Annotated in this window: 17 protein-coding genes and 3 tRNA genes; 13 read left to right on the top strand and 7 right to left on the bottom strand. The window is 62.1% G+C overall.

Annotated features, from left to right (window positions below):
* The first annotated feature begins 390 nt into the window (after positions 1-390).
* Entirely contained in the window at positions 391-1,701 is a 1,311-nt protein-coding gene (locus tag Aeroheme_RS06095; RefSeq protein WP_106887887.1) for an APC family permease, read from the top strand.
* A gap of 78 nt (positions 1,702-1,779) precedes the next feature.
* Here Aeroheme_RS06095 and Aeroheme_RS06090 read toward each other — a convergent pair whose 3' ends face one another.
* On the bottom strand, positions 1,780-2,172 hold the full coding sequence (locus tag Aeroheme_RS06090; RefSeq protein WP_163147315.1) for a hypothetical protein: 393 nt from the start codon (positions 2,170-2,172) through the stop codon (positions 1,780-1,782).
* Positions 2,173-2,422: 250 nt separating this feature from the next.
* Between Aeroheme_RS06090 and Aeroheme_RS06085 the strand changes: the two genes are divergently transcribed.
* The 4 genes from Aeroheme_RS06085 (at position 2,423) to Aeroheme_RS06070 (ending at position 8,613) form a co-directional block, all read left to right on the top strand.
* Entirely contained in the window at positions 2,423-3,577 is a 1,155-nt protein-coding gene (locus Aeroheme_RS06085; protein ID WP_213345071.1) for a Na/Pi cotransporter family protein, read from the top strand.
* A gap of 151 nt (positions 3,578-3,728) precedes the next feature.
* Positions 3,729-4,199, top strand: a complete 471-nt coding sequence (locus Aeroheme_RS06080; protein WP_106886177.1) for an FKBP-type peptidyl-prolyl cis-trans isomerase — start codon at positions 3,729-3,731, stop codon at positions 4,197-4,199.
* A 272-nt stretch (positions 4,200-4,471) separates the two neighbouring features.
* Positions 4,472-5,239, top strand: a complete 768-nt coding sequence (locus tag Aeroheme_RS06075; RefSeq protein WP_411166873.1) for a DODA-type extradiol aromatic ring-opening family dioxygenase — start codon at positions 4,472-4,474, stop codon at positions 5,237-5,239.
* A gap of 161 nt (positions 5,240-5,400) precedes the next feature.
* Positions 5,401-8,613, top strand: coding sequence for a response regulator (locus Aeroheme_RS06070; RefSeq protein WP_411166872.1), 3,213 nt, complete (start codon positions 5,401-5,403; stop codon positions 8,611-8,613).
* 193 nt (positions 8,614-8,806) lie between these two features.
* Here Aeroheme_RS06070 and Aeroheme_RS06065 read toward each other — a convergent pair whose 3' ends face one another.
* Positions 8,807-9,007: a YbfA family protein gene (locus Aeroheme_RS06065; RefSeq protein WP_025327782.1), complete on the bottom strand. Its 201-nt coding sequence runs from the start codon at positions 9,005-9,007 to the stop codon at positions 8,807-8,809.
* Positions 9,008-9,221: 214 nt separating this feature from the next.
* On the opposite strand from Aeroheme_RS06065, the gene Aeroheme_RS06060 reads away from it, so the two are divergent.
* Positions 9,222-9,515 carry a hypothetical protein gene (locus Aeroheme_RS06060; RefSeq protein ID WP_411166871.1) on the top strand — a complete coding sequence of 98 codons (294 nt, stop codon included), beginning with the start codon at positions 9,222-9,224 and terminating at the stop codon, positions 9,513-9,515.
* A 75-nt stretch (positions 9,516-9,590) separates the two neighbouring features.
* Here the strand turns inward: Aeroheme_RS06060 and Aeroheme_RS06055 are convergent.
* Together Aeroheme_RS06055 and Aeroheme_RS06050 are read right to left on the bottom strand one after the other, a co-directional pair.
* Positions 9,591-9,664, bottom strand: a tRNA-Cys gene (locus tag Aeroheme_RS06055).
* Between the two features lie 57 nt (positions 9,665-9,721).
* Positions 9,722-9,797 (bottom strand) — tRNA-Gly (locus tag Aeroheme_RS06050).
* Between the two features lie 248 nt (positions 9,798-10,045).
* Here Aeroheme_RS06050 and Aeroheme_RS06045 point away from each other — a divergent pair.
* On the top strand, positions 10,046-13,483 hold the full coding sequence (locus tag Aeroheme_RS06045; protein ID WP_411166870.1) for an ATP-binding protein: 3,438 nt from the start codon (positions 10,046-10,048) through the stop codon (positions 13,481-13,483).
* A 23-nt stretch (positions 13,484-13,506) separates the two neighbouring features.
* On the opposite strand, the gene Aeroheme_RS06040 is transcribed toward Aeroheme_RS06045, so the two are convergent.
* Both Aeroheme_RS06040 and Aeroheme_RS06035 read right to left on the bottom strand, forming a co-directional pair.
* Complete coding sequence (locus Aeroheme_RS06040; protein ID WP_411166869.1) at positions 13,507-14,337, bottom strand: SPOR domain-containing protein; 831 nt, start codon at positions 14,335-14,337, stop codon at positions 13,507-13,509.
* A gap of 451 nt (positions 14,338-14,788) precedes the next feature.
* Entirely contained in the window at positions 14,789-15,673 is an 885-nt protein-coding gene (locus tag Aeroheme_RS06035; RefSeq protein WP_411166868.1) for a LysR family transcriptional regulator, read from the bottom strand.
* A gap of 207 nt (positions 15,674-15,880) precedes the next feature.
* Here Aeroheme_RS06035 and Aeroheme_RS06030 point away from each other — a divergent pair, with 207 nt between their 5' ends.
* The 4 genes from Aeroheme_RS06030 to Aeroheme_RS06015 all read left to right on the top strand — a co-directional run bounded on the left by Aeroheme_RS06030 (position 15,881) and on the right by Aeroheme_RS06015 (position 21,020).
* Complete coding sequence (locus Aeroheme_RS06030) at positions 15,881-17,017, top strand: alpha/beta hydrolase (RefSeq protein WP_289976262.1); 1,137 nt, start codon at positions 15,881-15,883, stop codon at positions 17,015-17,017.
* Positions 17,018-17,117: 100 nt separating this feature from the next.
* Positions 17,118-18,623, top strand: a complete 1,506-nt coding sequence (locus Aeroheme_RS06025; protein ID WP_289976261.1) for a cyclophilin-like fold protein — start codon at positions 17,118-17,120, stop codon at positions 18,621-18,623.
* A 110-nt stretch (positions 18,624-18,733) separates the two neighbouring features.
* Positions 18,734-19,858, top strand: a complete 1,125-nt coding sequence (locus tag Aeroheme_RS06020; RefSeq protein WP_411166867.1) for an MFS transporter — start codon at positions 18,734-18,736, stop codon at positions 19,856-19,858.
* A 100-nt stretch (positions 19,859-19,958) separates the two neighbouring features.
* Positions 19,959-21,020, top strand: coding sequence for an NAD(P)-dependent alcohol dehydrogenase (locus Aeroheme_RS06015; RefSeq protein WP_234675872.1), 1,062 nt, complete (start codon positions 19,959-19,961; stop codon positions 21,018-21,020).
* 483 nt (positions 21,021-21,503) lie between these two features.
* Here the strand turns inward: Aeroheme_RS06015 and Aeroheme_RS06010 are convergent.
* Positions 21,504-21,593, bottom strand: a tRNA-Ser gene (locus Aeroheme_RS06010).
* A gap of 373 nt (positions 21,594-21,966) precedes the next feature.
* Here Aeroheme_RS06010 and Aeroheme_RS06005 point away from each other — a divergent pair.
* Together Aeroheme_RS06005 and Aeroheme_RS06000 are read left to right on the top strand one after the other, a co-directional pair.
* Positions 21,967-22,884, top strand: a complete 918-nt coding sequence (locus Aeroheme_RS06005; RefSeq protein WP_106886166.1) for a L,D-transpeptidase family protein — start codon at positions 21,967-21,969, stop codon at positions 22,882-22,884.
* A gap of 19 nt (positions 22,885-22,903) precedes the next feature.
* Positions 22,904-23,902 carry a DUF481 domain-containing protein gene (locus tag Aeroheme_RS06000; protein ID WP_411166866.1) on the top strand — a complete coding sequence of 333 codons (999 nt, stop codon included), beginning with the start codon at positions 22,904-22,906 and terminating at the stop codon, positions 23,900-23,902.
* Positions 23,903-23,923 lie beyond the last annotated feature (21 nt).

The raw sequence follows: 23,923 nt of genomic DNA, 5'->3' as shown, positions 1-23,923 counted from the left end.
GGGAATGCCGATCCTGGCTTGTCATCCCCCCCCATCTGGGGCAAAATGCGCGCCGATTTGAATAACCGATGTGATCCTCACATCGGTTATTTTTCATTTTGAAAACAAGTGTCTACTTCGAGGCCGGAACCACTCCGGAAATGATATCTAGGTTCAGATGGACCTAATGCCGCAATGAGGAAAAACATGGGGCTCTTATTGGCTTTGTCTCCGGTTGTCGCCGGAACCTGCTTTGGTCGCCGCGCGACCAACGTCTGTGGTTTGCATACCGATCCGCTGCGGATGCGAGAAACCAGTCCCATGGCCTCACGCCATTCCACCTCCTGCCTGCCGTGCAAGGAGGAAGCCTGAGTGAGCCAGCAACCCGTTCGTCTGATAAAAACCCTCAGCATGTGGCAAGTGGTGGTGATGGGCCTGGCCTATCTGACCCCCATGGCCGTGTTCGACACCTTCGCCATCGTCGGTGACATCACCGAGGGCCGGGTCGCCACCGCCTACCTGCTGGCACTGGGCGGCATCCTGCTGACCGCCTTCAGCTACGGCCACCTGGTGCGTCGCTTCCCCTCGGCGGGCTCCGCCTACACCTATGCCCAGAAGGTGTTCCACCCCTATGTGGGCTTCATGGTGGGCTGGTCCTCCCTGCTCGACTACATGTTCATGCCGATGATCAACATACTGCTGGCCAAGATCTATCTGACCGCCATGTTCCCGAACGTCGATCCCTGGATCTTCATCTTCGGCCTGGTGACAGTGATGACCTTCCTGAACCTGCGCGGCATCAAGCTGGTGGCCAACCTCAACGGCTTCATCGTGTTTATCCAGGTTGCCATCATCCTCACCTTCCTCGGCCTCATCGCCTGGGGACTGCTGCACGGCGAAGGAACCGGCACCCTGCTAAGCAGCCGCCCCTTCCACCTGGAGTCCGCCGGCATGCTGCCGCTCTTCACCGGCGCCACCATTCTCTGCTTCTCCTTCCTCGGCTTCGACGGCCTGAGTTCGCTGTCGGAAGAGACCCCGAACGCCGGCAAGGTGATCCCGCGCGCCATAGTGCTGACCGCACTCATCGGCGGCATCATCTTCGTCACCGTCTCCTACAGCCTGCAGCTCTTCTTCCCGGATCTGGCCCGCTTCAAGGAGCCGGACGCCGTGCTGCCGGAGATCGCCCTCTACGTCGGCGGCACCCTGTTCCAGAGCGTGGTACTGGTGTGCACCACGGCGGCGGTGCTCGCCTCCGGCATGGCGGCCCACGCCGGCGTGTCGCGCATCCTCTACGTGATGGGGCGCGATCGCATGATCCCGGAGCGGGTGTTCGGCTACATCCACCCCACCTGGCGCACCCCGGCCATCAACGTGCTGCTGGTGGGGGCCCTGGCGCTCTCCGCGGTGTCGTTCGATCTGGACATGGCGCTGGCGCTGGTGAACTTCGGCGCCCTGGTGGCCTTCACCTTCGTCAACCTGTCGGTCATCGGCCAGTTCTGGGTACGTGAGAAGCGCAACAAGAGCCTGAAGGATCACCTGCTGTTCCTGGTGCTGCCGCTGCTGGGGGCCGCCACCATAGGGGCGCTCTGGATCAACCTGGAGCAGAGCTCCCTGGAGCTTGGCCTCATCTGGGCGGGGATCGGGGTTACCTACCTCTTCCTGCGCCTGGCGGTATTCCGCATCCCCTTCCGTCAGTACGAGGAAACGGCCGACGGCCAGTAAGTCCGGCCGGATGACAGCCAAACAGAAGGGGAGCCCATGGCTCCCCTTCTTGCATGCAGACCTGCGCAGGACTATCCCTCACCCCTGGTTGATCACCGCGGTGGCGGCCGCCTTGACCGGATCCTTGGCCACGGCTTTGACATCCTTGCGGGTCTGGTTGACCTTGTCCTGAGTCTGTTTCAGATCGGCGGTCTGCTTGTCCAGGGCCGCATTGGTATTCTGCTTTGCCTCTTTCAGGCCCGCCGTCTTCTTGTCCAACACATCCGTGGTGGTGTTCTTCATCTCGGCCTTGGCCTTCTCCTTCTGCTGACGCACCAGCTTGTCCGCATCGCAGTTGCCCTTGACCCCCAGGGTCGCATTCATCGCCTCGTTTCTGGCCGCCTTGTCGAGGTTGCACTCGGACTTGAACACGCTGGCCTGCGCACCGGCAGACAGCAGACCCAGGGAAAGACACAAAACCCATGCACGCATCATCACTTCCTCAGTTTGAAGACAGGAAAGCCTGGCAGCATATAACCCAGGGATCTCAGTGCAAGGTCAGGGGCTGACTCTGAGCCGGATGGCGCCATATCGGCATTTGCTCCGACACTTTTTGTCTGCGACGCCCCCTGCCGCCCTGTCACCAAAACATCATAAAAGTGTCACTTTGTCATATTTCTGTCATGGAGCGCTGCTGTAATGCGCCCGTCCATTTCAACGCAGAACGACCCCAAGAGGCCATATGCACAGCACCGCATCTTCCGCACCCCAGCAGACCCGCCGTCCCGGCCCCCTGTTCAACTGGCTCGCGGTGATCACGCTGATCTACCTGATCCTGGTCGCCGTTGGCGCCGTCTCCCACGGCTTCAAGGGCTTCTCCGGCGGCGCCGAGGGCGCGGCCCAGATCTTCGCTTTCGCCAACAACCCCTTCGTTGCCCTGCTGCTCGGCATCCTGGCCACCGCCCTGGTGCAATCCTCCAGCACGGTCACCTCGGTGATCGTCGGCCTGGTGGCCGGTGGCCTGCCCATGGAGATGGCCATCCCCATGGTGATGGGGGCCAACCTCGGCACCACCATCACCAACACCATAGTCTCCCTCGGTCACATCCGGGACAGGGAAGAGTTCCGCCGCGCCTTCGCCGCCGCCACAGTACACGACTTCTTCAACCTGCTGGCGGTCTTCATCTTCCTGCCGCTGGAACTGATGTTCGGCCTGCTGCAGCAGAGCGCTGAGTGGATCTCCGGCCTGCTGATGGGCTCAGCCGACATGTCGATGAAGGGGATGGACTTCATGAAGCCCCTCATCTCGCCGTCGCTGGATCTCATCGACGCTGCCGTCGCCTTCCTGCCGGGCAAGGGCCCCGCCATCGCCACCATAGTCATCGGCATACTGCTGATCCTGGGTTGCGTCACCAGCCTCGGCAAGGTGCTGCAACGGGTCATGGTGGGCCGTGCCAAGGAGCTGCTGCACAAGGCACTGGGCCGTGGCCCCCTGACCGGCATCGCCTCCGGCACCCTGGTGACTGTGATGGTGCAATCCTCCTCCACCACCACCAGCCTGATGATCCCCCTGGCCGGCGGCGGCGTGTTCAACACCCGCCAGCTCTACCCCTTCACCCTGGGGGCCAACATAGGCACCACCATCACAGCCCTGCTGGCCGCCACCGCCATCAGCGGTGCCGGTGCCCAGCTGGCGCTGACCATAGCCCTGGTCCACGTGCTGTTCAACCTGTTCGCCGTGGTGCTCATCTACGGGGTCCCCTTCCTGCGGGAGCTGCCCATCAAGGCCGCCGAGACCCTGGCCCGGGTGGGCAGCGAGAACAAGCTGCTGGCGCTGGGCTATGTGGCCGGGCTCTTCTTCGCCCTGCCCGCCCTGATGATGGTGGCGGTGAAGTAATCCGCCACATGAGACCAGGGGCCAGGTTCTGGCCCCCTGGTCCTCTGTCAGCCCCGTCACATCCTCCTGCGTCCCACTCGCCCTCCCTCCCCGACTGGGATAAGATGCCGTTCTCATTGCACTCTTTGCATTTCAGGGAATAGGAAAACCGATGAAATTCATTCTGATAGCCTTGCTCGTCGCCGGGGTGGCCTACTACTTCTACTCCAGCAGCAACAACAAGAAACTGGCCGAAGAGAACGTGCGCAAGGGCGCCGAGTTCCTCGCCAGCAACAAGGAGAAGCCCCTGGTGACCACCACGGCCTCCGGCCTGCAGTACGAAGTGCTGACCCAGGGCAGCGGCACTGTTCACCCCACTGCCACCAGCAAGGTGAAGGTGCACTACGAGGGCAAGCTGCTGGACGGCACCGTATTCGACAGCTCGGTCGCCCGCGGCGAGCCCATCGAGTTTGGCCTCAATCAGGTGATAAAGGGCTGGACCGAAGGGGTGCAGCTGATGGTGGAAGGGGAGAAGACCCGCTTCTACATCCCCGCCAACCTGGCCTATGGCGACCGTGCCGCTGGCAAGATACCGCCAGGTTCGGTGCTGATCTTCGATGTTGAGCTGCTGGGTATTCAGTAAGGCTTCTGGCTCGGCCACCACCAGGCGAGAGCCCGCCGGGCATCCAGCAATAACCGGCTGATGAAGAACAACGGGGCCAGCATGGCGATGCTGGCCCCGTTGCTTTAAGGTCATCTTCCGTCTTCATCTATCAACTCATAGTGAACAGTGCTTATACATATTGCCGCATTGTTAACTTCCTATTGGGGGCAGATAATGACCCCATCGTCAGTGCCCCCTTGCCCTGACCCGGCCATGCTCTGCGTGCCGGCCTCATTGATAGGAGTCTCCCTATGGCTATCGCCCCCGTCTGGTTTATCTCCCACGGCGCCCCGGATCTGGTTCTGCGGGATCAGCCTGCCACCCGGTTCCTGAAACAGCTGCGCCTTGAGGGTATCAGGGGGCTGGTGGTTCTCTCGGCCCACTGGTTCAGTCGCAGCGAGCTGCAGCTCAACGTCGAGCCGAACCCGGCCTTGATGTACGACTTCTACGGCTTCCCCGAGCCCCTCTATCGGATCCGCTGGCCGGCCAAGAGTCCACAATGGCTGCAGGAGGCGGTGAGCGATCAGCTGCTGCTGGCGGGCTTGCCCGCCACTCCGGTAAACCGCGAGCTGGATCACGGGGTCTGGTCGCCCCTCTCCCTGATGGATCCCCAGAGTGAGCTCCCCCTGGTACAGCTCTCCATCCCGGCCGGCTTCACCCCGGCCCAGCTGTGGCAACTGGGGGAGGCGCTGCAAGATCTGCGCGCGCAGGGCATCGCCATCCTCGCCTCCGGCGCCATCACCCACAACCTGAGGGCGCTCGGGCCGGACGACAGCCCTGTGCCCCGCTGGGCGAGCGATTTTGTGCACTGGCTGGAGCAGACCATGGATGAGGGTGACAGGGCGGCGCTGGAAGATTATCGGGCCCGGGCCCCTGGCGCCGTGGAATCCCATCCCCATGACGATCACCTGCGTCCGCTGTTCGTGGCGCTCGGGGCGGCGGGGAGCGACAGACCGACCAGGCTGCACCAGAGCTGGGACTATGGCAGCCTCTACATGGGCGCCTACCGGTTCGGCTGATCCCGGCAACCCCTGGGTATGGATGGCGGCTCACGCCGCCATCTTTGTGCCTTTCATGCTGGCTGCGGCCAAATAAGGGACTCGTTATAGCCATTTTCCGGTAGAATGGCCGCCTTTGGCCCAGACCCGGCAAGGATGGCTGTCCCGTTCCAGGTGGCATGATGAACCTCTATCGATCACTGATCCTGCTCTGTCTGCTGTTCATCCAGCCTGCGCTGGCGCTGACGCTGCACAGCCGTCACGACCCCGAGATAGCCCCTCCCCGCTGGTCCAAGGCCGAGCAGGCCTGGTTACGGCAGGCAAGGCAACTGCGGGTCGGCCTCCTCGCAGAGGATTACCGCCCCTTCAGCATGATCGTCTCAAAGCACAGGTTCGAGGGGATCTCCGCCGATTACCTCGGCATCCTCGCCCATCTACTGCAAAAGCCCCTGTCACTGCACCGCTTCGCCGACAAGGAGAGCGCCCTGCTCGCCCTGCGCCGGGGAGAGATCGATCTGGTCAACCTCGGCAACCTGACCCTGGCGGACACCGAGGCCACCGGGATCCGGCTGAGCAACCCCTACTTCAGCAGCGCCCTGGTCTTCTCGACCCCCAAACCCTATCAGGGCCCCCTGCTGGCACCGGGCCAGCGCGTCGCCGCCGTAGCGGGGCAGATTGATACCCAGAGGTTCAGGCTCTACTACCCCACCCTCACCCTGGTGACCCATCCCTCCAACATGGAGGCCTTCGACGCCGTCTTCTTCGGCCGCCAGGAGATACTGCTCAGCGACGCCCACGCCATGCACTACCTCAACAGCGAGCGCTTCGACCACCTCAGGCAGCGCGGTGAGGCACAACCCAGCCTGGCACCGGCCGACTTTCGCTTCGCAGTCTCCGCCCGGGTGCCGGCCCTGCTCGGCCTCATCAATCGCGGCCTGGAGGCCATCGACGACGGAACCCGCAACGCCATCTTCAGCCAGTGGAACGGGCCCATACGTGACATGAATGACAGCGCGAGCGAGCGCTATGACGCCGCCGAGCTGGCCTGGATGCGCCAGTCTCCCCCCATCAAGGTGTGGCTGATGGACAACCTCTACCCCTATGGCGCCATGGATCACGACGGCCAGCTCACCGGCATGACGGTCGACATGCTGGCCAAGGTGAGCAAGCGCACCGGCCTCTCCTTCGAGTTCATCCGCTTCGACTCCGACCGGCAGCGGGACAAGGCCATCCGATCGGGGCGCCTCGATTTCATCGGTGCCATCTCCCGGCCCGTGGCCGAGCGCTATGGCCTGCGCCCCTCGGTTCCCTATGCCACGGACGACATCTACGTGATCCTCACCCATCAGGGGGAGGAGAGCATAGACTCGCTGCGGAGTCTGGCGGGCAAGCGCGTGGGGATGACCCGCTACACCCCGCTCGCCAATCAGCTGGAGGGCAGCACGCTCACCATCATGGAGAGCGCCGAGGAGGCGATGCAGGCCGTCGAGGGGGGCAGGCTGGATGCCGCCATAGTGCCACTCTATTTTGCCCGCCACGCCCTGGACAATGATCCGCGAACCCGGCTGCGCATCGCGGGGCCCGCCGATGACGAGCCCATACGGATGGGCTTTGCCAGCCAGCCCGGCAACGAGATGCTGATGAATATCCTCGACAAGACACTGCTCGCCATCCCGCCCAACGAGCTGGCCATGACGAGCTACGAGTGGCGCAACCGCAAACTGCCGGTACCCGGCTTCGTCGAGCGCCACGCCCACGCCTTCTACCTGTTGTTTGCGGTGCTCCTCGCCCTGGCCCTGGTGCTGCTCTATCGCAACCTCATGCTCAAGCGGCTGGCCCGCGCCGAGCAGGCCTCCCGCCAGCAGTTGGAGGCCCACGTGAGGTTCATCAAGGCCCTCGGGGAGAGTCAGCCCCACCCCATAGTGGTGCGGGACAAGAGCGGCAAGGTATTGTTGTGCAACAGCAAATACCTGGCCCAGCTCGGAGCCCGCCCGGAAGAGGTCATGGGTCAGCCCTTCGCTCAGGGACTGGAAGGGCTGATCGACTCCCGGAGCATCTCAACCCTGGAGCAGGACTTTGCGAGGGTGCTGCAGCATGGCCAGCCCATCTTCGCCGATCGGATTTTCAATCGCGAAGGGAGCCAGACCCACATCTATCACTGGATGGTGCCCTACTTCGATGCCGAGGGGGCCATCAGCGGGGTGATCGACGGCTGGATCGACATCACAGACCGCAAGCAGCTGGAGGAGGCCCTGCGCCAGGCCAAGCTGCAGGCCGACAGCGCGAGCCGGGCCAAGAGCGACTTTCTCGCCACCATGAGTCACGAGATCCGCACCCCCATGAACGCCATCCTCGGCATGCTGGAGCTCGCCACCGAAGATCCCGCCCTCAGTCGTCACAGCGCCGAGCTGCTGCGCATTGCCGCAGACTCGGCGAACGGTCTGCTGGATCTGCTCGGGGATACCCTGGATATCGCCAGCATAGAGGCGGGCCAGATGACCCTGACCCCGACCCCCTGCGAGCTGACGCCGCTGCTGCTGTCGGTCACCCGGGTGTTCGGGGGCATGGCCGGGCAAAAGGGGGTGGCCTATAGTGTCGAACTGCCCGTCACCCCCCTGCCGACTGTACTGATCGATTCCCTTCGACTGCGGCAGATCCTCTTCAACCTGATCGGCAACGCCATCAAGTTCACGGAGCAGGGCGAGGTGAGCATCAGCGCCTCCCTGGCGGGAGACTCCCTACAGGCCCCCATGCTGCATCTGGTCATCGCAGATACCGGGGTCGGCATCCCGGCGGACAAGCTGCCCCAGCTGTTCACCCCCTTCTACCGTGCACACTCCCCCGAGCAGTACCCGGGCAGCGGCCTTGGCCTGAACCTGGCCCGCATCCTGTGCCAGATGATGGGAGGAGAGATAGGCATCGACAGCGAGACGGGACGGGGGACCCGCCTCGAGATAAAACTACCCCTGACCCTGGCCACCCCGGATCTCCCGCAGGTGACGGCCCCCCTCCCTCCCCGGGAGCCAGGGCCCCGGCTGCGGATACTGGTGGTGGATGACAACCATGCCAACCAGATCCTGCTGCGCCAGCAGCTCAAGCACCTGGGACACGAGGTCAGCGTGCGCAGCAACGGGCTGGAGGCCTTGCGTGCCGTCGGCAGCCACCCCTTCGATCTCGTCATCACCGACTGCCAGATGCCGGTGATGGACGGCTTCGAACTGACGCGCAACCTGCGCGCCCGTGGCCATGAGCTGCCGGTCTGGGGCTTTACCGCCCACGCCTTGCCTCGCGAGCGGGAGCTCTGCCTGGCCGCCGGCATGAACGACTGCCTGTTCAAACCCATAGGCCTAGCCCGCCTGCGCGCGGCGCTGGCCGAACTCGGCCGGGAGGCATGACGGGGCGCCATCGGGGGCAATCGTGGGTATGAAGGGGGAAGAGAGAGGCGCTGGGTGAGGATAAGCGCGGTGGAAACCCGCCCTGGTGCAAGCCAGGGGCTGACTTCTCAGCCATGCGGGAAAGAGGCCCATGCCGGGAGCCGGCCATAAAAAAAGACAGCCTGGGCTGTCTTTTTTCATTGTGGGCAGGGGATCAGTAGAAGATCCGCTCGCCCCGTTCGCTCATCTTGAGCCACACCGGCTTGGTGCTGGTCTTGTTCCAGATCCGGTGCAGGTAACTGTAGAAGCGTGCGCGATCGCGGCGAAACAGCATCACCGGGAAGGCGAGCAGACCCACCATCAGTACGAAGATGCGGCGAAGGATTATCTGAGTCAGGGAGAAGGGATGAAACATGATTTAACGCCTCACTGGTAAGACCACTGAGCAAAGATTACTCCACAAGCTGTAGGATTACTACACCAACAAGCCCCTTTTTTTATAAAAAAACCGCCTAAAAACCAGAAAGTGAAACTGGGTTACATTATTTAACCAAAGAGTAACAAGGCTGGCAAAAACCACGCCTTGGGCAAGAGTTAGAACATGGGCAGATGAATGGGGGGAGAAGCACATGAAACTGGCAGATGTTGCTGTCCTGAGCGTGCTCGGTCTGCTCGCCTGGTCACAGTGGCAGGAGTGGCGACTCAATCGGGATGACTCCATCACGCTGGCGTACCAGGGAGTGCCCGTCGTCAGCCTGTGGCAGTGCGGTCAACTGAAGCAGAAGATGGCCGATCTGACCGACCACGCCGCCGAGCTGCAACTTCAGTATCGGGGGCAATCCCTCGACGAGATAAGTCACTATCTGCAAAGAGAGTGGCGCCATCAGGGCTGCGAGTTGTTATTGACCCAGCAAGGATATTGAACGCAAGGGGATATGCCGAAACACGTTTCCGGGATGAAACAGGGCATGGAACAAGAATGAAACTGAGGAAGAAGATGGAGGCACGTTCCGGAGTCGAACCGGACTAAACGGATTTGCAATCCGCTGCATAACCGCTTTGCTAACGCGCCATGCTGACAAGACTGATTGTCTTGAAAGTGATATCCACCGTTGGTGCGATGGAAAATTGGAGCGGGAAACGAGACTCGAACTCGCGACCCCGACCTTGGCAAGGTCGTGCTCTACCAACTGAGCTATTCCCGCCTGACTGCCGTGTGCCAGTTGCCTGACAACGAGGCGCATTATACGTACCCCGAGCCCGGGCACAACCCTTTTTTATGACTTTGCGCGCTTTTCCGGAGCGTTTGCTCAGGCTTTAAACGCCTTGCTCAAAATTCCCGCCACTCCCTGTGACCCGACGAGCGAATTTAAGATAAAGCCATTGAAATAGTTAGTCTTTAGTCAGAAACTCACTGCGCTTAGTAACTGGATTCTCAATTGAAAATCACACAATGAAATGGATCTTCAGGCCTCGTGGGCTCAGACCGCAGCTGATGCTGGCTTTCTTCATGTTGGGCCTGGTGCCCTTCCTGGTCGTCACCCTGTTTTTCCTCTACAGCCACGGCAAGGACCTCACCACCCAGACTTCCAACCATCTGGTCTCGGTGCGCAACATCAAGAAGAGCCAGCTGGAAGACTACTTCGGCAACCTCAAAGAGCAGATCATCAACTTCTCCCAGCAGGACTTTGCCGGCAACAGTATCGGTCGCTTCTACGGTTTCACCGGGGCCTTCGAAAAGCTCGGCACCACGCCCCAGGAGGCCCGCGCCCGTGCCCAGGCCCGCTATGTACCCGGCTCCTGGGACAAGCTGCAACAACCGGACAGCCAGGTGGAGATCGAGCCCTCCATCAGCGCCCTGATCCTGGCAGACGAGATGTATGGCCGGGTGCACCAGCGCTTTCACCGCGGCTACGCCGACATGGTGCGCAAGTCCAACTACAGCGACATCTTCCTTGTGGATCTCAACGGTGACGTTGTCTACTCGGTCACCAAGCACCCTAATTTCGCCACCAACCTGCTCTCCGGCCCCTATCAGGCCAGCGGCCTTGGCAACACCTTCGCCAAGATCAAGCGTCGCCTCGATGGCGGCCAGAAGCCCCAGCAGATCTTCGAGTTCACCGACTTTGGCCGCAACGAGCTGACCGGCCAGGTGGTCGCCTATCTGGCAGCCCCCGTGATGCAGTACGACTATGTGCGCGGCGTGGTGATCTTCGAGCTGCTGCCGGACAAACTCAACCAGATCATGGCGGAGCGGGAGGGGCTCGGCGAGACCGGCGAGACCATCCTCATAGGCCCGGACAAGCGGATGCGCGCCAACGCCTGGCTGGCCCCCGAATTCAGCGTGGAGAACAGCTTCAGCCCCAATTTCAGGCCACTGCAGACGCCGCTCGTCATCAAGGCCCTCTCCGGCGAGCAGGGGGTCGGCCCCTTCCTCTCCTATCACGATGACGAGGTGCTGGCCGCCTACACCCAGGTCAAGGTATTCGACACCGAGTGGGCCTTCATCGCCGAGGTCTCCACCAGCGAGGCCTATGCCCCCATACGCCAGCTGGAGACGCTAGTGATCCTGCTGGGGGCAGGCTCACTGCTGCTGCTGATCCTGTTCTCCCGCTGGCTCTCCCACTCCATCACGGCGCCGCTGCGCTCCCTCACCGCCGCCGCCGAGCAGGTGGCCGATGGCGCCCTGGAGCACCCCATCACCATTCCCCGCACCGACGACGACATCGACCGGCTGGCCCAGGCATTCCGCCACATGCAGCGCTCGGTGAAAGACAAGATAGAGCTCATCGAGCGCCAGACCCAGGAGCTGCAACAGCAGGTCAAACTGACCCACAAGCAGAACCTCAGCCTGCAGCAGGCGGACAAACTCAAGGATGAGCTCTTGGCCAACACCTCCCACGAGCTGCGCACCCCCATCCACGGCATCAAGGGGATGGCAGAGTCCATGCTCGCCAGCCAGCAGGACCTGACCGAGGGCCAGCAGAAGCAGCTCGGTCTCATCATCAAGAGCGCCGACGGCCTGGCCCGGCTGGTGGACGATCTGCTCGACTATCACCAGATGCGCTACGGCCAGCTGGAGATACACCCCCAGCCGGTCTCTTCAAAGGGGGTGATCCGGCTGGTGCTGGATCTCTGCCAGCACCTGGTGCAGGCCAAGCCCCTCACCCTGGTGGACATAAGCCCGGCGGAGCTGCCGCCGGTACTGGCGGACGAGCAGCGGCTCGAACAGGTGCTCTACAACCTGGTGGGCAACGCCATCAAGTACACGCCCCAAGGCAAGGTGGTGCTGAGCGCACTGGTGGAGGGCAACTTCCTGCGCATCAGGGTGACAGACACCGGCATCGGCATTGCCAAGGACCACCTGGAGCACATCTTCGAGCCACTGGTGCAGATGAGCCCGGAGGTGAGCAAGCAGGGGGCTGGGCTCGGGCTTTCCATCACCCGCCAGCTGGTGCACCTGATGGGGGGTGAGCTGTTCGTGGAGAGCGAGCCTAGCGTCGGCTCCACCTTCGCCTTCACCCTGCCGCTCGCCAGCGGCAAGGCGGGCAGCCTGACCCTCGACAGCCGCCAGATAGAGCATCAGCTGGTGCGCCAGCAGCCCCTCATACTGCCGGACTGGGAGAGCGACGATCTGCCCCCGCCCCCACCAGACGCCCCCCTCATCCTGGTGGTGGATGACGAACCCATCAACCTGCACATACTGCGCCACCTGCTGCAGCCCTGCGGCTATCGCATACTGCCGAGCAGCGACGGCCACGACGCCCTGGCCAAGCTGGCCCAGGAGCCGGTGGATCTCATACTGCTGGATGTGATGATGCCGACCCTGTCCGGCTTCGACGTCTGTCGTCGCCTGCGCCAGCAGCATCCCAAGGACAAGCTGCCGGTGCTGCTGCTCACCGCCCTCAACCAGCCCAAGGACATCGAAGAGGGCTTCAACGCCGGGGCCAACGACTACCTGGTGAAGCCGTTTTGCAAGGAGGAGCTGTTTGCCCGGGTCAGGGCCCTGCTGGAGGCCAGCGCCGGCCGTGCCTCCCTGGTGGAAAATCACCTGCTCAAGCAGGAGATAGAGCACCGCCTGCGCCTGCAGGCCCAGCTGCATCAGGATCAGGAGCGGCTGCTGGCGCTGCTCGGGGAAGGGGCAGACCCCATGGTCTTCATCGACGAGCAGGGGGTGGTGCTGTTTGCCTCCCGCGCCCTGGCCCGCTTGCTGGGCCAGGAGCCGGAAGCCATGGAAGGCTTGCCCCTCGACGAGTGGCTGGCGACCCCGCTGGCGAGCCAGTGGCCCGACATGGCGGCGCGGCCGGAGCAGGATCTGAGCTTCCTGGTGGCGGGCCAGAAGGATGGACTCAATGCCCGGGCCCTGCCCATCAGCCTGGGGGGACAGCACGCCTTCGCCCTCACCCTCAGCACCGAGCAGCGCCAGGATGACAACAGGGTGATGGCGCTGGAGAACGCCCTCAAGAGCCTGTCGCGCCAGGCCATCATCGAAGATGGCCAACTGCTGGGTGAACTGAGCCGGCTGGGGGGGGAGTTTAGATCGCTGGCCGACAACCTCATTCGCCAGCAGGATGACGAGCCTCTGCGCCGGGCCCTGGTGGACACCATGCGCCTCACCCTGGATACCTGGCAGCAGAGCACCGGCAAGGGCAAGATAGTGCTGGCGGAGAAGAGCAAGCTGTGGCGCGTCTACATGGACAGATCCAGCCCCCAGACCCGCACCCTCGACAAATACCTGAGCCTGGACACCCTGCCCAAGGCGCCGCGCTGGAAGACTGTGGTGGCCAGCGCCGAATACGTGCTCAAGCAGTGCCCCCTGAGCGAGGTGCAGCAGCAGAGCCTGCACCAGAGTACCCAGCTGCTGCGCCAGCTCGCCAGCCGCAAGGGCTGAGCCCCGTCATCCAGGCAGCAGGGCTACTGTTGCAATTCGCGCTTCACCTGGGCGAATGACTTGGGCCAGGGATCCGCCTTCTGCAGGGCTGGCGACAGCGTGCGAATGGCCGCCTGGGCCTGGCTCATGCCGGCATACTCCCCCTTCAGCACTACGTACCAGGGGCTGCCGTTGAACCGGGTCTGATAGACCCACACCTGGCCGGCGAGCCGGTTGGCGAGCACAAACTGCTCTATGGCCGCCAGGCTGCGGGACCCCATCAGTTGAACGCTGAGGTGGTTGCCGTTCTTCTGTTGCAGGACCTTGGCCGGCGTCAGACTCACCTTGCCGGGCGCCGTGGCTTGCGCCTTGGCCGCAGGCTTTATCTCGGGCTTGCTCTCGGACGTGGGCGCCGGTTTGGACGCGGGCTCGGAGGGGACGGGATCCTTGGCCGCAGGCTGAGGAGCTGCTGGGGGGAGGCTTGCCGGTATCCCCATGGGCGGCTGATGGGCAACCTTCTCTTGCGCCGCTATCTCTTGCGGCGCTGTAAAGACGGCCGCGCTCGGCTCGCCCATCATGGGGGTGACTGTCACCCCGGCGGTCATCCCCTCCCCTTTCTCCCCATCAGCCCCGGCCGTCAGCGCCGGCAGGAGGAAGCTCGCCTCATCCCCTTGGCGGGCGGTTGCCGCGGCGCCGCTCGTCCGGGATTGGGGCGAGGAGGCTTCTGCTGGCGCGGGGGCCGTCTCGGGCACGCTCTGTCGAGCAGGGCTCACATAGCTCAACATCAGCAAGCAGAGGGCGCCGGCCGCCAGACCTATCCCTATCTGGCGAATGAGAGAAGCGGGGTTGCACTTGGGCAGATGGCATTCGGTCATATGTCCTCCTGGACGGCATGAGAATGGGGGGCCGCCGGTGCGGCAGAAAGAGATCATGGACCGGCATAGTGACGGCCGCTCGTCGCGGCAGAAAATGGGCGTCGTCCGTGAGAGCAAGCCCGAGTCAGGATGTCACCCCATACCGCCGTCCCTCAGCGTCTTGGCGGGCAACGGGCAGGGCTCAACCTGCTGCCACCTCGCTTGCCATTCGTTGCCTCGCATCGACGCCGAGCACCATACCGGGGTAGCGCTGAACTTGGCCTGAATCCTGCGCCTATCCAGGGGCCTTGATCCTGACCAGGCGCTTGTTTCCTCTGGTATTTGTCCAAAAACGCCCTGATGGGCGATGTCGCCATCAGCGCCCGTGCCCGAGTCCATCCTGCGAGCAGGGTTGAGGCATCATGGCGTTCACCCTGTCGGCGCCATATGCCAAGGCATCTGGCTTCTCTCCTCACAGTTTCAGCGTGTCGATGAGGGCTCTCAAGGCGGGCGACACGTTGCGATGGGGGTAGTAAAGATAGAGGCCATCCAGGCGGTGGCTGAACCGCTGCAACACCCGGATCAGGGTTCCCCGCGCCAGTTCATCAGCGACCAGCTCCTCAGGGACATAGGCCAATCCCAACCCCATTCTTGCTGCCGCCGCCTCCATGTAACTGTCGGAGAAGACCCACTGTCCCTGGGGCCTATGCTTGACCAGTTTGCCCTCCTGCCACAGCTCCCACTGATAGAGGCTGCCATCGGCAAACTGATAGGCAATGCAGGGATGCACCGCCAGCTCGGCCAGTGTCTGCGGAAAGCCGTATTGCAGAAAGTGATCCGGCGTCGCCACCATCACCATCTCCATATCCGGGGTGATGCGCACGGCCACCATTCCTTCGTCCACCTCCCCCCCCAGCCGCACGCCGGCATCGAAGCGCTCATCGATGATGTTCACGAAGCGGCTCTCGCTGATGAGTTCCAGCCGGATATCCGGATAGTGTTGCCTGAAGAGGGCCAGCTTGGGCAGCAGCACCTTGTCGATGGCGTGCTGACTGGCGTTGATCCGCACAGTGCCGGAAGGGGTATCGCGAAAGTGGGCGAGGGTGGCGAGCCCCGCATCCAGAGACTGAAAGCCGCTTTGTGCCGTGCGGTATAACTGCTCGCCAGCCTGGGTCAGTGACAGGCTGCGGGTGGTGCGCACCAGCAGTTGCACCCCGAGCCGGGTCTCGAGATCCCGGATGGTGCGGCTGATCCCGGACTGGGCCAGCCCCAGCCTGGCAGCCGCACGGGTAAAGCTGCCTTCCCGGGCAACCAGCATGAAGACGTGGAGATCGTTGTAATTCTCGCGGCTTGTCATCTTGTTCCACCCACATTTTTCATCCAGCCAGAGTTTGTTCAACGTCCATTGGACGCCCTAATTAAGAACACAAGCGCATCAATGTTATCAAAAAACCCGATCTAATCATCATCAATAGTTCTAACTAGAATGCAGCTCATGGTTCACAACACCATCAAGCCACCCTCAGGACCACGAATCAGAAATCCGATTTCAAGGAGCTTTACCATGAATGTTATCCCCAAGAAGCTGACCGCTATCGCGTCTGCCCTGCTGCTGGGCGCCGCATTGACCGGAGTCTCCACCATGAGCCATGCCCAAACTGCCAATCCCACTGAACCCGTCTCCATGGTGACCCAATGGGACAAGACCTTTGCCCAGAGCGACAAAGTCGAGCATCGTAAGGTGAGCTTCAAGAACCGTTATGGCATCACCCTGGTCGCTGACCTCTATCTGCCGAAGAACCGGGGAAACGCCAAGCTGGCGGCCATTGCCCTGGGCGGCCCTTTTGGCGCGGTGAAGGAGCAGTCGAGCGGTCTCTATGCCCAAACCCTGGCCGAGCGCGGGTTCGTCACTCTGGCGTTTGACCCCTCCTACACCGGCGAAAGCGGCGGCCAACCGCGCGATGTGGCCTCACCCGACATCAACACCGAAGATTTCAGTGCCGCCGTCGATTTCCTTGGCCTGCAAGGGGAGGTGGACCGTACCCGGATCGGTCTGCTGGGGATCTGCGGCTGGGGTGGTATGGCCCTCAATGCCGCCGCCGCCGATACTCGCGTCAAAGCCGTGGCGACCAGCGTGATGTATGACATGAGTCGAGCCATGGGGCATGGGGTGGGCGATGGCAAGGATCGTTACACCACTGCCGATCGCCGCGCCATATTGAAACACCTGAACGAACAACGCTGGCAAGACGCGGAAAGTGGCTCTTTTGCCCATAGCAATCACGATCTCTATGTCGATCAGAAGGGTAAGGTCACGGCAGCCAGCCGGACCCTGCCAGAGGCACTGCCGGACAATCCGCATCCGGTACTCAAGGAGTTCTTCGATTACTACCGTGTCCCGCGCGGTTTCCATGCGCGTTCGGTGAACTCTAACGGTGCCTGGACCACCACCATGCCGCTGTCGTTTATGAACATGCCGCTGTTGAGCTATGCCAGCGAGATCACGATTCCTACGCTTGTCGTCACCGGCGAGAACGCCCACTCGCGCTACTTTGCCGAAGATGCCTTCAAGGCCGTGGGAAGTCAGCAAAAAGAACTGGTCGTGGTACCGGGCGCCAACCATGTGGATCTCTACGATAACGTGGCAGGCAAGATCCCCTTTGGTCAGTTTGAGCAGTTCTTCAAGACCAACCTGAAGTAAAGACCAAGCACGCGGCGGGCCATACCGCCGCGCGTTTTCCATCGGATGTGGTGTCACATGACATGTCTGCTGCACGAAAGCTGATGTCGGGAGAGCGGCAATGACCACTAAAACACGCACCATACTGCTGGCCTTGCTGTTGATCGCGGCGGCACTGGCCGCCTCGGCCATGCTCTTTATCGGGCAACCGCAGATGGGGGCCATCCCTTCAGGCGCACGCCTTGATGCCATCACCCGCTCACCCCATTACCGAGGCGGTGAATTTCAGAATCTAGAGCCCACACCTGTACTGACCGGTGACAGCAGTACCCTCTCGATCATCCTGTCGGGGTGGCTGAATCCTGCCAAAGATCTGACTCCCGCCGCCCCCCTCGCTGCCGTCAAGACCGACCTTCACCGTCTTGACCGCCATGCGGATCTGGTGATCTGGCTCGGACACTCCTCCTATTACGTCCAGTTGGCGGGCAAACGCATCCTGATTGACCCCGTCTTTAGTGACAATGCCGCCCCCCTGCCCTATGCCAATGAAGCTTTTGCAGGCAGTAATCCGTATAGCGCCGGGGATTTCCCCGACATTGACTACCTGCTGATCAGCCACGATCACTGGGATCATCTCGACTACCCAACCCTGAAGGCACTGCTGCCCAGGGTCAAGGCGGTGGTCAGCGGACTCGGTGTCGGCGCTCATCTGGAGCGCTTTGGCTACCCACAGGCCCGCATCCATGAGGCGGATTGGAACAGCACCCTGCAACTGGATCCCGAACTGACCATCCATCTCTTGCCTGCACGTCATTACTCCGGGCGATTGTTTAAGAAGAACCAGACGCTCTGGGTCGCCTTCGCCCTTAAGAGTGTCCGGCAAACCCTGTTCTTCAGCGGTGACAGCGGCTACGGTCGCCACTTTGCCGATATCGGCCGGCGCCTGGGGCCAATCGATCTGGCCGTGCTGGACATGGGGCAATACGACCCGCGCTGGCCACTGATCCACATGACACCGGAGGAAGCCGTCAAGGCAGCAGAGGATCTGCAAGCCCGTGCCCTGATGCCAGCTCATTTGGGCAAATTTGCCCTGGCCAACCACCCTTGGATGGCGCCGCTGGATCGGATCAGCCTTGCCAGCGACGGCAAGCCCTATCGCTTGCTGACACCACGAATCGGCCAGCCCCTCGCCATGGCTAGCCTCCCCGACACCACGGCCTGGTGGCAGCAGGAGTTCGCTCAAAACGTCACCCTCAGCCTCAACGGACAAGACAACATGCGCATCAAGATGACCATCAATGGCCGCACCGCCGTGGCGACGCTCGACGATACGCCGAGCGCCCGGGACTTTTTCTCCCTGCTCCCCCTGACCCTGGCACTGGAGGAGTACGCGCAGACGGAAAAAATTGCCTACCTGCCGCGCAAGCTGACGACTCAGGCGGCGCCAGAGGGGATAGACCCGCAAGTCGGAGACATCGCTTACTACGCACCCTGGGGCAATCTGGCGATCTACTACCGGGACTTCGGTTACTCGAGCGGCCTAATCCGACTGGGACGCCTTGCATCGGGTCTGGATGCCTTAACCGCCCAGCCTTCGGGCACCCTCACCATTGAAGCCGTCAAATGACGCACCTCCATCCTTCAATATCAGGTCGTGAAATGAATACTGAACATCCATCTATTGCACCCACTGAATACTCGCCCGTGGTACAGGAGCATTGGGGAGCCGTGGGGGCCATGTCCCTCTGCGTGGCTCTGCTGATCGCCGCCGAGTTTATGCCGGTCAGCCTGTTGACCCCGATCGCCCGCGATCTCGGTGCCAGCGATGGCCAGGCGGGCCTTGCCATCTCCATCTCGGGTCTCTTCGCCGTCGTCGCCAGCCTGCTGGTCACCCGGGTCTGCGCCCACCATGAGCGGCGTCATGTGCTGATGGTATTGGCACTGGTGATGCTGCTCTCCCTGATCCTGATCGCGCTAAGCCCCAACTTTGCGCTGCTGATGCTGGCCCGGGCCCTGCTGGGCGTGGTGGTCGGTGGATTCTGGGCACTGGCCACCGCCACCATCATGAGGCTGGTGTCCCCCGACTCGGTGCCTAGGGCCCTCGGCCTCATGTACACCGGCAATGCCGTCGCCACCGCCTTTGCCGCTCCGCTCGGCAGTTATCTGGGTGGCATCATCGGCTGGCGGGGCGTGTTCTGGCTGCTTACACCGCTGGTGGTGCTGAACCTGCTGTGGATGGCAGTCAGCCTGCCCTCGATGCGAAGCAAGCACAGTGCTGATCCGGTTCTGGGGCTGCTCAAGAGACCCAATGTGGCGATGGCCATGCTCGGCGTCATGCTCACCTTTGCTGGCGCCTTCTGTGCGTTTACCTACTTCCGACCGTTTCTGGAGACACGTACCCAAACCAGCCTGCCGGAGCTCTCCTCCCTGCTGCTGGCACTGGGAATGGCCGGTTTCGTGGGTACCACAGTGGCCAGCGCCACCCTGCATCGTCACCTCTATCGGCTGCTGCGATGGCTGCCCCTGATGCTTGCACTCATCACCCTTGGCCTGCTCGCCATGCAGCACTCCTTCTGGGGCGTCGCGCTGATGCTGACCCTGTGGGGTGCCATCAATGCTGCCATTCCGGTTGCCTGGTCAGCCTGGATAGCCCGGGGGATCCACGATGCCCCCGAGAGTGGCGGCGGCCTCATCGTTGCCGCCATCCAGCTCTCCATCATGCTGGGGGCTGGCATCGGTGGCTGGCTGCTCGATCACTACACCATAGGCGCCACCTTGATTGGCAGCGCCGCCCTGTTGATGGTGGCCACGCTGGTGGTCGGCAGCGGCAAGCGGCTGCACCCCTCCCAGGTGAACGGATGAGGTTCCGATCCCGTGACTCAACCCGTTCAAGACGCCGTGCAGCCCCTGCGTTGCACAGAGATACCCCGGCAACTGTTGCCACCCCATCGGAGAGAACACCATGATTAAATCCGTCAACGCATATGCGGCCGCCTCGGCCACGGCACCGCTGGCACTTCATCCCATCACTCGCCGACTGCCACGCCCCGATGATGTGGAGATCGACATTCTCTACTGCGGCGTCTGCCATTCGGATCTGCACACCGCCCGCAATGACTGGGGCTGGACCCGCTATCCCATAGTGCCGGGCCATGAAATCATCGGCCGGGTGGTTGCCATCGGCAGCCAGGTCAGCAGATTCAAGGTTGGCGATCGGGTCGGGGTCGGCTGCATGGTGGACGCCTGCGGTCATTGCGAGGCGTGCGAAGAGGGCCATGAGCAACACTGCAGCGAGACAGCAACCTACACCTACGGCGCCCCCGACCGTATCGATGGCAGCCTGACCCAAGGCGGTTATTCCGAGAAGGTCGTGGTCAAGGAGGGATTCGTCGTGCGCATTCCCGATAACCTCGCCTTGCAGGGGGCGGCGCCGCTGCTGTGCGCCGGCATCACGACCTGGTCACCCCTGAAAAACGCCGACATCGGCCCCGGCAGCCGGGTCGCCGTCGTGGGACTCGGCGGTCTCGGCCATATGGCCATCAAGCTGGCCAAGGCGATGGGTGCCGAAGTGACACTGTTTACCCGCTCGCCCGGCAAGGAAGAGGATGCCCATCGGCTCGGCGCCGACAGGGTCGTCATCTCGACCGATGCCGCCCAGATGGCTCAGGTTGCGGGTCACTTCCACCTCATCGTCGATACCGTGCCCTATGTGCACGATCTCAATGCCTACATTCCCACCCTGCGTTTCAAGGGGTCCCTGGTGCTGGTGGGTTATCTTGGCCCGCTCGAACCGGCCCTGGACAGCATGCCCATGGTGATCGGCGGCAAGGCGGTAGCGGCCTCCATGATTGGCGGTATGGCTGCGACTCAGGAGATGCTCGATTTCTGCGGCCAACACGACATAGTGTCGGATGTGGAAGTGATTGCCATCCAGGATATCAACGATGCCTATGAACGGATGCTCAAGAGCGATGTGAAGTACCGCTTCGTCATCGACATGGCCTCCCTCAAGGTGGAAGCCTGACAATCCCGGGCGGCCTTCCGAGGTGGCGGCCGCTCGGGTCTTCGCACATGAGAGGAAGAGCGCACAGTCACACAGGGACGATTGCCGTGAAGCCATGACCTGCACAGTCATGGCATCTCTGATATTCAAGGGGCCTGGAGTAGGCCCCCATCGCATGCCGATGCCCTGGAGCGCCGCAGTGCGGCCAGTTTGATCGAATGCCTACAGCCGGGTCATGGTCGATGACTCGCTTTTTCAGCCGCCTTGCGGCTGTTTTTTTGCCATTTTCTGATGGTAAAGGGGCTGCCCTCAGGTGAATGAGGAGTGCGCAGGCGATGAAGACATGTGGATTTCACAGAACCGAGTACGGCAGCAGGAGCCGGTATTGCCACCACTTCCTCGCGGGTGTCATGCCTCAGGCTCAATGCCATGCACTATGGCCGCGCACCATAAACAGCACATAAACAAAAAACCCAACCTGTTTGACAAGTTGGGTTTGATAAATGGCGGAGAGACAGGGATTCGAACCCTGGGTGGCATTGCTGCCACAATTGATTTCGAGTCAATCCCGTTCGGCCACTCCGGCATCTCTCCGCGGGCCCTCATATTGACCCAACCCGAGTCGGGAAATCAACGTAAATCTCGTTGCAGATCAGACGACTGGCTATTAAACCGTCAGCCTGTGGCGACTCTGACTCCCCTTGTCAGGCCCAGGCCTGCTTGCCGACATGCGGCGCCAAGGTGTCAGACATGGTCTCAGGGCCGACCACCCCGGCGCCGATTCAGGCTTATCCGCCTTTCCCCGGCAAACAGGGGACTGAGGGCCGAAAATCCCCCTCAACCTGCCTCAATCCGGCCCGGGAGAAGGGTGGTCCGGCGCTGGTAATCCCCGGTCGATTGGTTGACAATCTCCGCTCATTTTTGGGGAGGGAAGCGCTTCCCTCGAGAACTGCCGATAGGAAACACCATGCACAATACCCGTATCGTCTCACTGCTGCTGGCCGTTGCCAGCCTCTGGACCACGCCGGCCTGGTCGAAAACCTATCCGCTTCCGCCAGCGGACAGCCGTCTCATCGGTGAGCTGGAAGACTACATAGTCCAACCTGGCGATCATCTGGAGCTGGTTGGCAAACATACCCAGATTGGCTTTTTGGCGCTGCTCGAGGCAAATCCGGGGGTAGATCCCTATTTGCCCACCCCAGGCACCCGGCTGACCCTGCCGACCCAGATGCTGCTGCCCGATGTGCCGCGGGAGGGCATCGTCATCAATCTGCCGGAGCTGCGCCTCTATTACTTCCCCAAGGACAAGGCGGAAGTAATGGTGCTACCCATCGGCATAGGTGACATAGGCCGCGAGACCCCTGAGATGACCACCACCGTCATCGCGAAGAATCCGAACCCGACCTGGGTACCCGGCCCCATGGTGCGCAAGTCCTGGCTGGAGCAAAAGGGCATAGACCTGCCGGCCGTGGTGCCCCCGGGCCCGGACAATCCCCTCGGCAAGTTCGCCATGCGCCTGGGCTATGGCAACAAGGACTACCTCATTCACGGCACCAACAAGGAGTTCGGGGTCGGTCTGCGGGTCAGCGCGGGCTGCATCCGGCTGCGCCCGGACGACATAGAGACCTTGTTCAGCCTGGTGCCTGTCGGTACCCGGGTACAGGTGATCAACCAGCCGGTCAAGACGGCGCTGGAGCCCGACGGTCGCCGCTGGCTGGAGGTGCACTCCCCCCTCTCCCGCACCGAGGAGGAGATGTCCGAGGGTGCCCCGCTGGTGCTCTCCCCCGAGGTCGAGCAGTTCATCGCGGCCCCCGAGATAGATGGTTCCCGGGTGACGGCCCTGCTCGACGACAAGAACGGGCTGCCCCGCCCCATCAGCGGCTAAGACTCTCCCGGAGATCACCATGACGAGATGCGGCCTTCCCCTGCTGGCGCTCCTGTTGACCCTGCTGCCGGGCTCAGCGGCGATGGCGGACATACTGTGGATGCAGAACGGCGATCGCCTGACCGGCACCATAGAAGAGATCACGGACGATCAGATCCGCATCAAGCCATCCTATAGCAAGGCCCTGACCGTCCAGCGCCATGCCATCAAGCGCTGGCGCCTGGACAAACAGGAGAAACCCAAGCCGCTGACCAAGACGGGGATCCCCTTGCTGGACTCCCCTGACGAAGTGAATGCCTGGCTCCTGACCGGCACCAGCGATCTGAACATCAAGCTCAAGGAGAACACCAAGAAGACCAACAACGTCAACCTCAAGGTCTCCACCGAGCTGGCCAATCTGGACTGGCGTTACAGCCTGGATGGGGAATATATCTACGAGACGGCGAACAACATCACCGACAGCCACGAATACAAGCTCAAGCCCAAGCTCGACTTCTTCTTCGACGACCACTGGTTCCTGAGCTCCTCCATCGACATCGACTACAACCTGATCGAGGCCGGATACCTTGAAATAGACTATGCCTCCGGCCCCGGCTACCGCTTCTGGAATGACAAGCGACGCCGTCTGGAGCTTATTAGCCAGCTGGGTCTGGAGCGGGCCTACTTCACCCCTGATGTGTGGAGCAACTCGGATCTGTTCGACGAGCGGATCATCAACTACCCCTTCCTCAGCCTGGGGTGGGACTATCGCCAGCCCCTCGAGCTGTGGCAGGAGAAGTTTGAACTCTTCAGCAAGGGGCGCTATGAGAAGTTCATCGACCAGCCCTCACCCTATCTGACCAGACGGCAGTCCATCAGCGGCAGCCTGGGGCTTCGTTACTATTTCAACGATCACCTGCGCCTCTCCTGGTCGAGCGAGCTGGATTGGGACGACGCCTGGCTCGATTATCAGGACGCAAGAAGCAGCCTGAGCGAGAAGGAGTGGCGCCATATCATCACCCTGGGCGCCAGCTTCTAGGGACCCGGAAACGACACAGGC

It is taken from the genome of Aeromonas sp. DSM 116730 (assembly GCF_046581335.1).
GTDB lineage: Bacteria > Pseudomonadota > Gammaproteobacteria > Enterobacterales > Aeromonadaceae > Aeromonas > Aeromonas rivipollensis.
This window is presented reverse-complemented; position numbering and strand designations above follow the sequence as displayed.

Bases quoted from the DNA above. Each gene is read 5' to 3' on its own strand.
- Aeroheme_RS06045 (WP_411166870.1), top strand. From the start codon at position 10,046: ATGAAATGGATCTTCAGGCCTCGTGGGCTCAGACCGCAGCTGATGCTG.
- Aeroheme_RS06075 (WP_411166873.1), top strand. From the start codon at position 4,472: ATGGCTATCGCCCCCGTCTGGTTTATCTCCCACGGCGCCCCGGATCTG.
- Aeroheme_RS06005 (WP_106886166.1), top strand. From the start codon at position 21,967: ATGCACAATACCCGTATCGTCTCACTGCTGCTGGCCGTTGCCAGCCTC.
- Aeroheme_RS06080 (WP_106886177.1), top strand. From the start codon at position 3,729: ATGAAATTCATTCTGATAGCCTTGCTCGTCGCCGGGGTGGCCTACTAC.
- Aeroheme_RS06025 (WP_289976261.1), top strand. From the start codon at position 17,118: ATGACCACTAAAACACGCACCATACTGCTGGCCTTGCTGTTGATCGCG.
- Aeroheme_RS06060 (WP_411166871.1), top strand. From the start codon at position 9,222: ATGAAACTGGCAGATGTTGCTGTCCTGAGCGTGCTCGGTCTGCTCGCC.
- Aeroheme_RS06035 (WP_411166868.1), bottom strand. From the start codon at position 15,673: ATGACAAGCCGCGAGAATTACAACGATCTCCACGTCTTCATGCTGGTT.
- Aeroheme_RS06065 (WP_025327782.1), bottom strand. From the start codon at position 9,007: ATGTTTCATCCCTTCTCCCTGACTCAGATAATCCTTCGCCGCATCTTC.
- Aeroheme_RS06000 (WP_411166866.1), top strand. From the start codon at position 22,904: ATGACGAGATGCGGCCTTCCCCTGCTGGCGCTCCTGTTGACCCTGCTG.
- Aeroheme_RS06030 (WP_289976262.1), top strand. From the start codon at position 15,881: ATGAATGTTATCCCCAAGAAGCTGACCGCTATCGCGTCTGCCCTGCTG.
- Aeroheme_RS06095 (WP_106887887.1), top strand. From the start codon at position 391: ATGTGGCAAGTGGTGGTGATGGGCCTGGCCTATCTGACCCCCATGGCC.
- Aeroheme_RS06085 (WP_213345071.1), top strand. From the start codon at position 2,423: ATGCACAGCACCGCATCTTCCGCACCCCAGCAGACCCGCCGTCCCGGC.
- Aeroheme_RS06040 (WP_411166869.1), bottom strand. From the start codon at position 14,337: ATGACCGAATGCCATCTGCCCAAGTGCAACCCCGCTTCTCTCATTCGC.
- Aeroheme_RS06020 (WP_411166867.1), top strand. From the start codon at position 18,734: ATGTCCCTCTGCGTGGCTCTGCTGATCGCCGCCGAGTTTATGCCGGTC.
- Aeroheme_RS06070 (WP_411166872.1), top strand. From the start codon at position 5,401: ATGAACCTCTATCGATCACTGATCCTGCTCTGTCTGCTGTTCATCCAG.
- Aeroheme_RS06090 (WP_163147315.1), bottom strand. From the start codon at position 2,172: ATGCGTGCATGGGTTTTGTGTCTTTCCCTGGGTCTGCTGTCTGCCGGT.
- Aeroheme_RS06015 (WP_234675872.1), top strand. From the start codon at position 19,959: ATGATTAAATCCGTCAACGCATATGCGGCCGCCTCGGCCACGGCACCG.